This window comes from Pseudomonas sp. PICF141 (assembly GCF_002286815.1).
GTDB lineage: Bacteria > Pseudomonadota > Gammaproteobacteria > Pseudomonadales > Pseudomonadaceae > Aquipseudomonas.
Genome location: NZ_MUNM01000090.1, coordinates 62,508 through 73,802 on the forward strand (window position 1 = coordinate 62,508; position 11,295 = coordinate 73,802).

An 11,295-nucleotide genomic window follows, 5' to 3' on the forward strand; every position below is an offset into this window, starting at 1 on the left:
GAAGCGCGCCACCTGCCACCCCCACCGTTCGATGCCCGCTGATCAGTCTATCTCACGACCGCATAGCCGCACGCCGATCCGCCAGGGGTGCCGCTCACTTGATCCGGTAGTGAAAGGTATTGCGCACGGCCGGCACCGCAACCGCGTGGCCGTCGACGATTTTCGGCTGGTAACGGAAGGTGTTGGCGGCGGCCAGCGACGGACGCATGAACAACGGATGGCAACCGTCCAGTACCTTGGGGTTCTCGATGTGGCCTTGGGGATTGACGGTGTATTCCACGGTGCAATCGCCTTCGATGTTTTTATCCAGCGCCCGTTGCGGATAATCCGGCGCGTCCTTGCTCAGGGGCAGATATTGGCGGCTGTCGGCAGCTGCCTGGGCGGCCTGCTGCCGTGCGCGTTCGACGGCCAGGCGCGATTGTTCGGCGCGATGTGCCTGTTGCGCCTGCTCCTGGGCCTGGCGTTGCTGTTCGAGGTCATGGGTGCGTTTTTCTGTTTCCTGACGCTGGCGTTGTTGCTCGGCCTGGTGTTCGCGTTTTTTGTCTTCGACGCGTTTGCGGGCAAGAACGGCCTGATCAAGTTTCTGCGCCTGGATCTGCGGATCGATAGCCGGTTTGAGGGGTTGGATGGGCGCCTCGGCAACCGGCTCCGGCGTCGACGCCGCTACCGGTTCAGGCGCCTGTGGCTGCGGTGCCGGTGGCAGCATCACCAGTTGCGTTCGCAACACCGCGGGCTGATCGAGCGCGGGTTTCTCCAGCGACCCGCCATGCACCAGCAACGCCAGCACGATGGCATGCAGCCCTACCGCCAGGCTCGCCGCCAGACTGTTTTTCCAGAACCCGCTGCGAGCAGCGTCCCGCAGCGTCATGGATGGACTGTGCATGATCATTGCCGTCATTGCGGGGCCTCGGTCACCAGCCCGAGGTTGCTCACACCGCCCTGCTGCAGTGCCGCCATGGCTGCGACCACGCTGCCGTAACCGGCGTCCTTGTCGGCGCGAATGTAAACCTGAGTGTCACGGCGTTCGGCAACAATCTGCGCGACCTTGGCGCGCATCTCGTCGAGCGCCACCGCACTGTCGGTCTGGTGCTGCGTATCCAGTTCACCGCCCAGGTTCCAGTAATAGCCGCCCTCGGCCTTCACCGACAGGGTAAGGATTTGCTGGCGGGTATCGGTGGCCAACGCTTCACTGGCGACCTTGGGCAGTTCGATCTTTACGCCTTGGGTCAGCATCGGTGCGGTGACCATGAAAATCACCAGCAGCACCAGCATCACATCGATGTACGGCACCACGTTCATTTCGGCCTTGGGCCCGTGCTTGCGTTGCGGTCTGACGAGCATCTGCATTCTCCTCTCAGGCTGCGACGGCCAGGTTCATCGGCGTGCCATGCAAGGTGCGATGCAAGCGCACCTGCAATTCATTGCCGAAGGCGTAATAGCGAGTCAGCAGGGTTTGGCTGCGCGCCGAAAAACGGTTGTAGGCGATCACTGCCGGGATGGCGGCAAACAGACCGATGGCCGTGGCGATCAGCGCTTCGGCGATGCCCGGGGCCACGGTGGACAACGTCGCCTGCTGCACCTGGGACAGGCCGAGGAAGGAATTCATGATCCCCCACACCGTGCCGAACAGGCCGATATAAGGGCTGACGGAACCGACCGTGGCGAGGAACTGCAAACCCTTCTCCAGGCGAACTTCTTGCTCACTGATGGCCACGTACAACGCCCGTTCAACGCCTTCGAGCACCACATCGGCGGCATTGCACGAGTGCTGCTTGAGGAGGCTGAATTCCTGAAACCCGGCGTGAAAAATCGGCTCGACACCGGCTTCGCTGTCGGTGCTCTGTGCGCTGTCGCGGTACAGCGGCAACAAGTCCGTCGTGCTGCGAAAGCGTTGCATGAAGCCGTTCAGCTGCCGCTCGCGACGTTGCAGCACGCCGCTGCGCTGGATGATCAGGTACCAACTGAGCACCGACGCCAGCAAGAGGATGAGCATCACGGCTTTGACCAGCAGGCTGGCGTCACTGATCAGGCCCCAGATGGTCATGTGTTCCAGTGTCGCTTGCATGGTAAAACTCCTTGTCTGACGCTCTCGGGCCGGCGATGCGCGACGGCCGTTGAGCTATTCGATGAAATAGTGATGACAGGTTGATGACTGGCCGGGTCAGGGCAATTGCAACGCCTTGGTGACCTCGGCCCAGGGCACGAATTTGAAGTTCTGGGTTTGCTCGGGCATGCGTTTGCGCCCGTCCTGCACCACCAGCATGCCGTGGCTCCAGGCGCCGCCGAGATTGGCCGAAGTGACTTCCAGGCCATCGGTTTCCGAAGCGCCGTCAATGCCTGCCGCCGCGTTCAGCCCTACGCGAAATGCGCCGCGAGAGGCGAACGGCGGTTCGGCATCGAGCACCACATAGCTGTCGTTGCCCTGGCTGGAGATCACCAGATAGTCCTGCGTCGCGCTTTGATAGAGCGCCAGCCCTTCCACATCCGCCTGCAACTGCGCACCGACCTTGATCACGCTGCTGAGCGTCGCCGGCTGATCGGCGCGGGCGTCCACCGCCCAGACGCCGACATCCTCTTCACCGAGAAACAGGCGCTGGCGCTGGTCGTCGGCCACACAGCCTTCGGGCTGGCTATCGACCTTGAACTGGCGCACCAACTTACCCTGTACGCTGCCGTTCAGCGCGCTCAGGCGGTATTGCAGGAAGGTGCCGTCCTTGCCGTTGGCGATCGCGTAGAGTTCGCCGCTGGCCGGTTGAAACAGACAGATGCCGTAGATGTCGTCGAGCGGCGTGGGAATCTCGCCGGCTTCGCGCAACTCACCGCTGGTGCGGTCGATGCTGAACAAGCTGAGGCTGTTGTGATCGCGATTGCTCGCCACCGCAAGATCGACGGTCTGTTGACCGAGCTTGAAATTCGGTCGTATATCGACGTTGTTCAGCCGCCCCACCGGCAATTCCTGCAGCAATTTGCCTTGCAGGTCGTACGCCATTAGCCCCTGCTTTTTATTGGTGCCCAGCACCCTACTCAGGGCGGGTTGCTGTGGGTGAATCCAGATCGCCGGATCATCCGCGGCATCGCCCTGGCGCCCTACCGGTTCGCTTTGGCTGATTGCTTGTACGTTCGCCAGCACCGGCGCCAAGGGCACCGGCGTGGCTTGCCAGTCGAGTTCGCCCTGATACAGACGGCCGTCATCATCGTCGCGCAGCAGTACGTGCAAACCATTGGCCGTCGGGCGCAGGGCGAGGTTTTCCGGTTCTTTCAGACCTGGCAGCGTCAGTGTGGCCTGAGCCGTCCAGCGTTCGCCCTGCTGCTGATAGAGATGCAGCTGCGCGGCTTGCGGGTCGAGTGCGACGATGCCACCCGGCACCAGGGCCATTGCACCCGCGGCCTGTTTGATTTCACCGAACGGTTCGCGCATGGCCACCGGTGAGCGCGTCACATCGGCTTCGGCATGCGCCGGATAAGCCCACCAACCGACATTTTCCTCATTGACCATCAATTGATTGGCCGCATCGTCGACCTGGCAAAACTGTGCCGACGGCGGCAGTGGCAGACCGCGCACCCGTTGCGGTTGCGGGTTCAAAGTGACGCCGTTGCCCACCAGCCATTGCTCACCCTTGCCCTCCTCGCCCACCAGAAACAGGAACAGGTTGCTGGCTTCGTCGCGGTACAGGCACAAGCCGTTCACCGGGTAATCCCGTGTTGGCAGATACACCGGTTGCCCCCAACTGCGCCTGGCCGGATCGAGACTGACCAACAAGGCTTGTTGACGGGCGTTGTCGAGGCTGGCCACCAAAACGTGTTGGCCGGCGGCGCGGCTGTCCAGGCTATTGAACGAACCCTTCAAACGCGCCAGCTCTTTGCCTTGCGCGTCGAGCAGTAGCAAGCCGTCTCGCTCGCTGGCGGCCAGGCGTTCGGGGCCGAGGCCAGTGGGTAAAAACGCCACTGCGTCGACCGCCAGGCTCGGCGCCCAAGGTGTGAGGCTCAGGTTCGGCGCGGCCGCCATGGCCTGGCCGATGGTCAAACTGATCAGGGTGGTCAGCAGACCGTGTTTGGGTAACCACGAAATACTCATGAACAGGCAAAGTCCTTGTCGTGCATCCATCAGGGCGGCAGCACCGGGCTGCCACCCGGGGCTTAGAAGTGGGTGAAGGTCAGGCCGAGCTTGTAGGTCGGGCCGTATTCTTCGTATTGGCCGTTGTAGGAGCGGTTGCCGGTGTAGACGAAGTACGGCTCGTCGGTGAAGTTCTGCGCCTCGAAGCTGACTTGCAGGTTTTTGGTCAGCGAATACCGTGCGCTGAAATCGACGAAGGTCTGGGCATCGACGTGCAGGTCATGGGCCTTGTCATTGATCGAGGCCAGCTCAAAGAGGTAATCGGACTTGTAGTTGGCCGACAGGCGCAGGCTCAACTTGTCGTCTTCCCAGCCAAGCATCAGGTTGCCGACGGTGTCGGACTGATTGGGCAAATCGATGCTGCGCTTGCGGCTGACCCCATTGGCGGCGTCGAAGCCTTCGATCTCGGCATCGGAGCGGCTGAAGGTGGTGTTGGCGCCGAGCAGCAGGCCGTTCCAGGGTGCGGGCAGCCAGTCGAATTTCTGCGAGTAGGCCAGTTCCAGGCCATAGAGTTTGGCGCTGTCGCCGTTGGCGAACGTGTGAGCCTCGGAGAAATCGGCCCAGGCGCCGGTGCCGGCCAGGTCGGTGTTGTAGACGAAGTTCTTGATGTCTTTGTAGAACACGAATGCCGAGACCGTGCCGGCATGGCCCATGTAGTGCTCGATGCCCAGGTCGAGGTTGCTGGACTCCAGCGGTTTGAGGTCCGGGTTGCCGAACGTCGCCTCGTCATCATCGATGACAAAACCCGGCGCCAGTTGGCCGAAAGTCGGGCGCACCACGGTCTTGGTCCAGGCCGCGCGCACCTGAGTGTTCTTGTCCAGTTGATAGCGCGCATGCAGGCCGGGCAACCAGTGGTGATAACGGCGTTTGGTTTCGGTGGACTGGAACTCGCCGTCGGTGGCGCCCGTGCCCTTGGCTTCGAACTCGGTGCTTTCGTAGCGCAGGCCGGCAATGAAACGCCAGTCGTCGATATCGATGGTGTTCATCAGGTAGCCGGCGTTGATGTCTTCGCTGATCTTGAAATCGTTGACCCGCGATTCGGTCTCGTCGTAGAAGTCCGCCCGATTCAGGCCACCGATCAACTGCTTGATGGCGCTGCCGCTGATGCCTGGGCCGAATTGGCCGAGGCGGTAGTCCACGGAGCCTTTCTTGAATTGGCTGAGGTTGAGCTGTTCATCGCTCAAACCCAGGTCGTCGAAATCTTCATAGACCCAAGCGTCGAGGTTGTTGTCTTTGTTGCGGCGGCTGACCTTGCCACCGAATTTGACCTGGGACGCATAGCCGCTGAAGTCGTAGTCGCGGGCCAGGTCCAGGCGCAGGTTTTTCTCGGTGTCGGTGGTTTTCTGTTTTTCCCAGTCGACCTTATCGAGACTGAAGTTGTCCGGGTTGTAGAAGCCCTGACCGATGATGGGCCGCGGCTTGTCGTTGTCGTGGAAACCGCTGTCGGTGAAATCGTCGGTGCCGTTGAACGCGGCGTTGGCGATGTGGCCCGGGCTGTCTTCGCTGGAGCGGCTGTAGCCGGCCTGACCGCTGAGGGTCCAGAGGCCGAACATACGCTCGCCACCCAATACGTAGGACTGGATTTCCTGGGTCTCTTCCCGCTGCTTGAGTTTGCGGGAGCCTTCGGCGTCACCTGATTCCCTCGCTGCCAGCGGGTCGGCGAATTCGAGACTGGTGGAATTGCGCGTCTCGCTGTCCTTGTAGCGGCTGTACAGAGTGCGCAGGTAATAGCTGCTGAGGTCGTCAGGCTTGTAATCGAAGTTCAGGCCGCCACCGGCGCGTTCACGGCGGATGTCGTAATCGCGTTGCTCGAACTCCTGCAACCTGGCGCCTTGCTCAAAATCCCAGGCGCCGCCGGTTTCGACGTTATCGGAGCCGAAGTCGCGCTTCTGCCAGCTCAGCGCCGCAGCGACGCCGAAGTTGTCGATGCCGTCGCCAAGGCTGAAGCGATCACTGATGGCGCCGGAAAATTTCGGGCTGGTCTGTTGGGTATTCTTGTCGTAACTGGCTTCGCTGCTGCCGGTGTAGAACAGTCCTTTGTGATCGAAGGCCGAGAGGCTTTTCACCTCCACGGTGCCGCCCAGGGAGTTGGCGTCCATGTCCGGAGTCAGGGTTTTGATTACCGACAAGGACTGCACCAATTCCGAGGGCAACACATCGAGGGCCACGGCCCGGCGTTCGCTTTCCGGTGAGGGCACCAGCGTGCCGTTGATGGTCACGCTGTTCAGGTCCGGACCGAGGCCACGCACGCTGACAAACCGCCCTTCGCCCTGGTCGCGCTCGACGCTGATGCCTGGCAGACGCTGCACCGCTTCGGCAACGTTTTCGTCCGGCAATTGCGCCACGCCATCGGCATGCACCACGCTCTTGATGCTGTCGGAACTGCGCTGCTCCTTGAGCGCCTGATCGATGCTCGCCGCCTGGCCCACCACTTCGACGTGTTCGGTGTTCGCCACGGCTTCGGCGGCGCTCAGGCGTTCACTGGCGATCGCCATGGCCAGGGCGGTGAGCGTGAAGCCGACGACTCCGGCGGTGTTGCTGCGCTTGTACATGAATGTCCTCCCCCAAGAGTCCGTTAACGCCAGGCAAGAGGCCCGGCAACTGGGAGGGCACGCTAGGGATGGTGGATGACGCTTCTGTGACAGGGATTGGCGGGAGGTGCGGTAAACCGGGGTTTTGCCGGGTTTCGGTGAAGGAAGTGAGCTGAAATGACTTGCTCCCGCAGACAACAATTCTGTGGTGAGTGAGTTTTCCTGTGGTGTGGGGCTTACCTGTGGTCCACACTCGCCAGAAAATCCCATAGGACCATGAGCTGATTCGACCTCCCTGCTCCATTCCCACCCCGTCACCCGACTGTCACAAACATCTGCTGTGCTGGCGCGCATTGCTTCTTCGCCAAAGGATCGCGGCCATGTTCTCTGTGCTCAAACCTCACCGTTGGAAACTCGCCCTGCTGCTGTTGGCCGCCCATCTGGGGTTGCTCCTGCATCTGGCCTGCGGCGAGCTGAAACCGGTCAGCGAATGGGTCTGGCTGGACGTCGTCGGTGAAGGCGGTTCGGCGCTGCTGGCGTTGGTCTGGTTGGGGTTGGTACTCAAGAGTCGGCCGGCCGGGCGCGTCACCAATTACCTGGTGCTGGGCTTGAGCGGTATCTTCTTTTCCTGGTGGATCGACAGCCTCGACGAGTTTATCCGCCTGCCCAACAGCATCACCTGGGATCACTGGCTCGAGTCCGGGCCGATGCCGGTCGGCATGATCCTGCTGACCATCGGCATCTATCACTGGCACCGCGAACAACTGGCGATCAGCGCGCAGATGGAGAAACGCGAGCGGCTGTTCCGCGAGCATCGGTTGTTCGACAAACTCACGCCATTGGGCGGCGCCGATTACCTCAAGCGGCAACTGACCGGCAGCCTTGAGGAAAGTCATAGCCACCAACAGCCGCTGTCGTTGTTGGCCCTGGACCTGGACAACTTCTCGGCCATCAACCAGGCCTTCGGGCATGCCGAAGGCGACGCCGTGTTGCAAGCGCTCAGTCATTTGCTGCTGCTCAACCTGCGGCGCCAGGACTTGCTCTGTCGACTGGCCGGCGACCGTTTCGTGGTGCTGCTGCCCAACACTGGCGAGAGTCAGGCACGGTTGCTGGCACTGGAGCTGCAACAGGCGGTTCAGGGCCTGGCACACAAAACCCGGCAGCATGGCGAACGCTTGCAACTGTCGGCGAGCACAGCGGTGGTGATGGCGCTGAACGAGTCGCCGGAGGCCCTGCTTAAACGCCTTAACCTGGCGCTGGCCCGGGCCAAACAGCCTCTGGCCAGAACCGCTTGAGGCCTGGCCATGACCCTGAAAACCACCTGGTACGAAACCGACAGCCGCTTCATTCCCGGGCATTACCAGCCGGCAACCCTGATCGACCTGGCGCTGTCCCGGGACATCGACAGCCATCGTCTGCTGCGCGGCACCGGGCTGTTTCATGAAGACATTCTGGCGGGCCAGACCCGCCTCAGCCCCCAGCAGTTTTTCGCGCTGATCGGCAACAGCCGACGCCTGCTGGATGCCGACGACAGCAGTTTCCTGTTCGGCCAGCGCCTGCTGCCCGGCCACTACGGCGCCGCCAGCCACGCCCTGCGCCATGCCCAAAACCTGCACCAGGCACTCGACACCCTGGTGCAGCAACAGGCGCTGCTCAGCCCGTTAATGACGCCGCGGTTGGTGCTGGATGAAAAACACGCCTATCTCTTTTGGCTGGACAGTTGCGGGGCCGGCGAGCAGTGGCATTTTCTGCTGGAAGCGAGCATGACCTCGCTGGTGGCCATGAGTCGCGCACTGAGCGGCCAGCGTCTGCCGTGGGAGTGCAGTTTCAGCCATGCCGAGCCCCGTTATGTCGAGCAATATTGGGTGCATTTGGGCGAGCACACTCAGTTCAATCGACCACTGGATCTGATGCGCATCCCCCGGGAATTTCTCGCCCGGCAATGGCCCGATGCGTCGGCCATTGCCGGGCAGGTCGCCCGTCAGGAAGCTCAGGGGCAACTGCAACAGTTGGGCTGCACGTCGAGTTTTCTCGACTGCCTGTACCGCTATTTACAACGCCACGTGCGCCACCCCCCAAGCCTGGAACAAGCCGCTCAGGCCTTCGCCATGAGCCCCGCCACCCTCAAGCGCAAACTGCAAAAACACGACACCGGTTTCCAGCAGCAGGTGGATCTGGTGCGCTTGCACATGGCCTTGTACCTGTACCAGATCAAAGGGTTCAGCAACGAAGCCGTGGCCGAGTACCTGAGCTTCAACGATGCGGCAAACTTCCGTCGCTCGTTCAAACGCTGGACCGGCAGTACGCCCAATCTGATCCGCCAGTTATTCAATGCCGGCCTTTAGGCGCTGCGATCGATTGTAGGAGCCGTCGAGCTCCGGCGAGGCTATGATCGATTGTAGGAGCTAAGATGTTGACCTGAATGCGCGCAAGGCCGCGACTCAGCAGGCCATGAGGTTGGCAGATAGTCTCGTGCTGTAAACTGACCGCGGTTAACCCGTAGCAGCTGTCGAGCCCCGGCGAGGCTGCGTTCGGCTGCGAAGAAGTCGTGAATCCGGCTAACGCGGTTTGCCTGACGTATCGTAATCTCTGGTTTTACGGCCAGCCGAACGCAGCCTCGCCGGGGCTCGACAGCTGCTACAACTGCCCCTATACAAACGCCCCTCAAGCACGAGAACCCTCATGGCAAATCGCGACATCACCTTTCTCCCTGATCCAGACCCGGAATCCATCTCCTCCGATGTCGCCGGTTTCGGCGGCCTGTTGGTCTCCACTCAAATCCCTACCCGCATCGATGGCAGCCTGGAGCTGGGTGGCATCACCGAGCAGAGCGAATGCACGCTGCAAGCGCTCAAGGTAGCGTTGGAGCTAGCCGGCAGTTCCATGGACCGGGTGCTGCATCTGACCATCTACCTCACTGACATGGCCGACCGCGCCGCTTTCAACGAAGTCTACAAGCGCTTTTTTGCCAAGCCCTGGCCCGTTCGCGCCGCCGTTGGCGTGGCATCCCTGGCCGTCGAAGGCATGCGCGTGGAAGTCACTGCGATGGCGGCCAAGCGCTGAGTCCGCGGACTTGTCCGGTCCCGACGACGGATTCTGCGTCGTCGGGCGATCTTCACCGGGACTCAAAAAACGGCTACTTGACCAGCCGTTTCTCCTTGGAAGGTCTGTAGCCGAAATACGAGCTATAGCACTTGCTGAAATGACTGGGCGACACAAAGCCACAGGCAACCAGCACGTCTACCTGGGACAGTTCTGTGTGCTGAAGCAGCCGACGCGCTTCGGTGATGCGCAGCTCCATGTAATACCGCTGCGGCGTGGTTCCGAGCTGCTCTTTGAACAAGCGTTCGAGTTGTCGCCGGGAACGGCCCGCGTAGACCGCCAGTTGCTCCAGCTCCAGAGGCTCTTCGAGGTTGGCATCCATCAGCTTGACCACCTCGCGCAATGGCGCACTCACACAAATATTTTCAGCCGGCTTGATGCGCCGGTAGCGAGACTCCTCGAAAGCAAGAATGTCCTCGATCCCCTCGACCAGGGCTTTATCGTGCAGTTCCTTGATCCAGTCCAACGCCATATGAAATGCCCCAGAGGGACTGGACGCGGTGAGCCGGTCTCGATCGATGACATAGGGCTCACTGGTGACGTGCGTCGCCTTGGAGATTTCCGCCAGTGCGGGACGATGTTCGGGATGAATGGCGCAACGGTATCCATCGAGCAAGCCTGCGCTGCCCAAGAACCATGCACCGTTCCACAACCCGGCCAGACTGACACCTTGGTCTGCCGCCGCTCGCAACAGGCTGATGAACTCATCAGTCGCCTTCAGTTCTGTCCTGTAGCCGCCGCAAATGACCAGCAGGTCCAGGTTGTGGATGGCTGAAGAGTCGATGCGTGCGTCCGGCCGGATGACCAGGCCCAGGTCGCTGATGACCTCCCCCTCATTCAAGCCGAACGTTCGGGAAGAGAACAACCCGGGGCGCAGAAGATTCGCAGTGACAATCGTGTCCAGCGCTTGCGTGAACGCAGGCAGCGAGAAATGCTCGAGCAGCAAAAAGCCTGCCCGAGTCATTCGAGCAGGCTCGCCAGGGTTTTCATTCAGATAGCGGAGGTTTTTCCCTTTCATGCCCCCGCTGAATTGACGTCGTTCGATCAATGTTCGACCCACTCGGTTACGTTAGCCAATCTGTCATTTGGTGCGCTTATAAAGCGTCCATGCTACCTGCACAAGCTCAAAAAGCCCTAGGGGTCGTTCTCAATTAATGCGCAAAAGCGGATAAATAAAATGATAGATGGCAATGGCTGAGAACGGCACGCATTGAACTGCGTCATGAGCACTTAAAAACCCGAACTCCCTCCATACCGCTGAATCCAATTTATAAGCCAATGGAGGTGAGCGAAATGAACAATGATGACCGTGTTAATGACGACGAAGCAGAAACGACCCCGAACGTCCCGCCTGCCGATACCTCTGGCAAACCCGAGGATGTGATTGAAACAGAGCTTGAGGACAGTGACGCCGAAGGTATAAATAAAACCCATGCCCAGGAGCTGGAGGCTGAAGAGCTCCGTCGAAAAATAGCGGAGATAGAACGCAAAGTGGCCGATGGCAACTAACAGAGTGCCGCTGAAACGCGAGAAGTCATGGTGCAGATG

General features: G+C 60.8%; 10 protein-coding genes. 4 read left to right on the top strand and 6 right to left on the bottom strand.

Going from position 1 to position 11,295, the window contains the following annotated elements; genetic code table 11:
- Positions 1-94 precede the first annotated feature (94 nt).
- The 5 genes from BZL43_RS27310 to BZL43_RS27330 all read right to left on the bottom strand — a co-directional run bounded on the left by BZL43_RS27310 (position 95) and on the right by BZL43_RS27330 (position 6,666).
- The gene (locus BZL43_RS27310) at positions 95-898 is read right to left on the bottom strand and encodes an energy transducer TonB (protein WP_095635154.1); all 804 of its coding nucleotides are present in this window, start codon (positions 896-898) and stop codon (positions 95-97) included.
- A complete protein-coding gene (gene tolR, locus BZL43_RS27315) occupies positions 895-1,341 on the bottom strand; it encodes a protein TolR (protein WP_052963043.1) in 447 nt (148 codons plus the stop codon). The genes BZL43_RS27310 and tolR overlap by 4 nt, the downstream gene beginning before the upstream one ends.
- Positions 1,342-1,354: 13 nt before the next feature.
- Positions 1,355-2,065 carry a protein TolQ gene (tolQ, locus tag BZL43_RS27320; RefSeq protein ID WP_095635155.1) on the bottom strand — a complete coding sequence of 237 codons (711 nt, stop codon included), beginning with the start codon at positions 2,063-2,065 and terminating at the stop codon, positions 1,355-1,357.
- Positions 2,066-2,161: 96 nt separating this feature from the next.
- Positions 2,162-4,075: a phytase gene (locus tag BZL43_RS27325; protein WP_095635156.1), complete on the bottom strand. Its 1,914-nt coding sequence runs from the start codon at positions 4,073-4,075 to the stop codon at positions 2,162-2,164.
- A 62-nt stretch (positions 4,076-4,137) separates the two neighbouring features.
- Positions 4,138-6,666, bottom strand: a complete 2,529-nt coding sequence (locus tag BZL43_RS27330; protein ID WP_095635157.1) for a TonB-dependent receptor — start codon at positions 6,664-6,666, stop codon at positions 4,138-4,140.
- Positions 6,667-7,025: 359 nt separating this feature from the next.
- On the opposite strand from BZL43_RS27330, the gene BZL43_RS27335 reads away from it, so the two are divergent.
- The 3 genes from BZL43_RS27335 (at position 7,026) to BZL43_RS27345 (ending at position 9,708) form a co-directional block, all read left to right on the top strand.
- Entirely contained in the window at positions 7,026-7,940 is a 915-nt protein-coding gene (locus tag BZL43_RS27335) for a GGDEF domain-containing protein (RefSeq protein ID WP_095635158.1), read from the top strand.
- Between the two features lie 9 nt (positions 7,941-7,949).
- Positions 7,950-8,990, top strand: a complete 1,041-nt coding sequence (locus tag BZL43_RS27340; RefSeq protein ID WP_095635159.1) for an AraC family transcriptional regulator — start codon at positions 7,950-7,952, stop codon at positions 8,988-8,990.
- A 337-nt stretch (positions 8,991-9,327) separates the two neighbouring features.
- On the top strand, positions 9,328-9,708 hold the full coding sequence (locus tag BZL43_RS27345) for a RidA family protein (RefSeq protein ID WP_095635160.1): 381 nt from the start codon (positions 9,328-9,330) through the stop codon (positions 9,706-9,708).
- Positions 9,709-9,781: 73 nt separating this feature from the next.
- Here BZL43_RS27345 and BZL43_RS27350 read toward each other — a convergent pair whose 3' ends face one another.
- Positions 9,782-10,795 carry a GlxA family transcriptional regulator gene (locus tag BZL43_RS27350; protein WP_177409358.1) on the bottom strand — a complete coding sequence of 338 codons (1,014 nt, stop codon included), beginning with the start codon at positions 10,793-10,795 and terminating at the stop codon, positions 9,782-9,784.
- 245 nt (positions 10,796-11,040) lie between these two features.
- On the opposite strand from BZL43_RS27350, the gene BZL43_RS27355 reads away from it, so the two are divergent.
- Positions 11,041-11,256, top strand: a complete 216-nt coding sequence (locus BZL43_RS27355; RefSeq protein WP_095635162.1) for a hypothetical protein — start codon at positions 11,041-11,043, stop codon at positions 11,254-11,256.
- Positions 11,257-11,295 lie beyond the last annotated feature (39 nt).

What these genes read in the sequence shown, in the direction of transcription:
- BZL43_RS27310 (WP_095635154.1), bottom strand. Translation starts at nt 898, where the DNA reads ATGACGGCAATGATCATGCACAGTCCATCCATGACGCTGCGGGACGCT.
- tolR (WP_052963043.1), bottom strand. Translation starts at nt 1,341, where the DNA reads ATGCTCGTCAGACCGCAACGCAAGCACGGGCCCAAGGCCGAAATGAAC.
- tolQ (WP_095635155.1), bottom strand. Translation starts at nt 2,065, where the DNA reads ATGCAAGCGACACTGGAACACATGACCATCTGGGGCCTGATCAGTGAC.
- BZL43_RS27325 (WP_095635156.1), bottom strand. Translation starts at nt 4,075, where the DNA reads ATGAGTATTTCGTGGTTACCCAAACACGGTCTGCTGACCACCCTGATC.
- BZL43_RS27330 (WP_095635157.1), bottom strand. Translation starts at nt 6,666, where the DNA reads ATGTACAAGCGCAGCAACACCGCCGGAGTCGTCGGCTTCACGCTCACC.
- BZL43_RS27335 (WP_095635158.1), top strand. Translation starts at nt 7,026, where the DNA reads ATGTTCTCTGTGCTCAAACCTCACCGTTGGAAACTCGCCCTGCTGCTG.
- BZL43_RS27340 (WP_095635159.1), top strand. Translation starts at nt 7,950, where the DNA reads ATGACCCTGAAAACCACCTGGTACGAAACCGACAGCCGCTTCATTCCC.
- BZL43_RS27345 (WP_095635160.1), top strand. Translation starts at nt 9,328, where the DNA reads ATGGCAAATCGCGACATCACCTTTCTCCCTGATCCAGACCCGGAATCC.
- BZL43_RS27355 (WP_095635162.1), top strand. Translation starts at nt 11,041, where the DNA reads ATGAACAATGATGACCGTGTTAATGACGACGAAGCAGAAACGACCCCG.